Source organism: Endozoicomonas atrinae (assembly GCF_001647025.1).
Taxonomy (GTDB): Bacteria; Pseudomonadota; Gammaproteobacteria; order Pseudomonadales; family Endozoicomonadaceae; genus Endozoicomonas; species Endozoicomonas atrinae.
This window is the reverse complement of sequence record NZ_LUKQ02000685.1, coordinates 1-727: the sequence shown is the minus strand read 5'-3', so window position 1 is coordinate 727 and position 727 is coordinate 1. Positions and strand designations below refer to the sequence as shown.

Here is a 727-nt window from a genome sequence, read left to right as displayed (position 1 = left end):
ATCACCTGGATCATCATGACCATCGCCATCGGCGGTTACTTCGCCGGTAAATTCTTTCTCGGGAAATAACATGAACAACAAAGACGCCCACAAAGCCCTCACCACTCTGGCAAAGTCCGATGGCTGGGAATACATGAAGCAGATCATGAACGACGAAATCCTCACCTCCGCCTTCCAACTGGCCGAGTCTCCCGACATGACCGAAAAAGAAATCGACTTTCGTCGCGGTGCTATCTGGGCAGCAAGGCAACTCCTGTCGATGCCCGACAAGCTCCTGCTCAAACTCGAAAACGAACTGATACTCGACGAAGCAAAGAAGCAGCACGGCGTTTAAATACTTGCCAGCCACTTCTTCATCCTTTAGTTTTTCTAATTCATAACAATAAAAAAGTAGAGGATGATATGAATAAACTATCTGAGCTATTCCTTGATTTGTATATGGTTACTATCACTTTTCTTGGTTGTCTTTTAATCAGTATTGCCTTGCCTCTTATGATTGCCTTTAATTTTGAATTTGTCGCTGATATGGCAATTAAGAGTTGGTTTCATACAATAGGAGTGACGATGTTTTTCGGCGTTATCCCTGTTGCAGTGTTTATGGTTTTTACGTTACCCAAGGACATCGTTGTTATTTTTAAAAAAATAAAAGCAAGCTGCACAGAGGGACGAACCTCAGCTTAATAACCCCTAATCTCGGTCTTACACCCACCCTCCGCTAAGGCCGAGA

Annotated in this window: 2 protein-coding genes; both read left to right on the top strand. The window is 43.7% G+C overall.

Annotated elements, in window-relative coordinates:
- Window positions 1-145: 145 nt before the first annotated feature.
- Window positions 146-334 carry a hypothetical protein gene (locus AK963_RS30050; protein ID WP_238593906.1) on the top strand — a complete coding sequence of 63 codons (189 nt, stop codon included), beginning with the start codon at window positions 146-148 and terminating at the stop codon, window positions 332-334.
- Between the two features lie 68 nt (window positions 335-402).
- Complete coding sequence (locus AK963_RS30045; protein WP_066018840.1) at window positions 403-681, top strand: hypothetical protein; 279 nt, start codon at window positions 403-405, stop codon at window positions 679-681.
- Window positions 682-727 lie beyond the last annotated feature (46 nt).

What these genes read in the sequence shown, in the direction of transcription:
- AK963_RS30045 (WP_066018840.1), top strand. Translation starts at nt 403, where the DNA reads ATGAATAAACTATCTGAGCTATTCCTTGATTTGTATATGGTTACTATC.
- AK963_RS30050 (WP_238593906.1), top strand. Translation starts at nt 146, where the DNA reads ATGAACGACGAAATCCTCACCTCCGCCTTCCAACTGGCCGAGTCTCCC.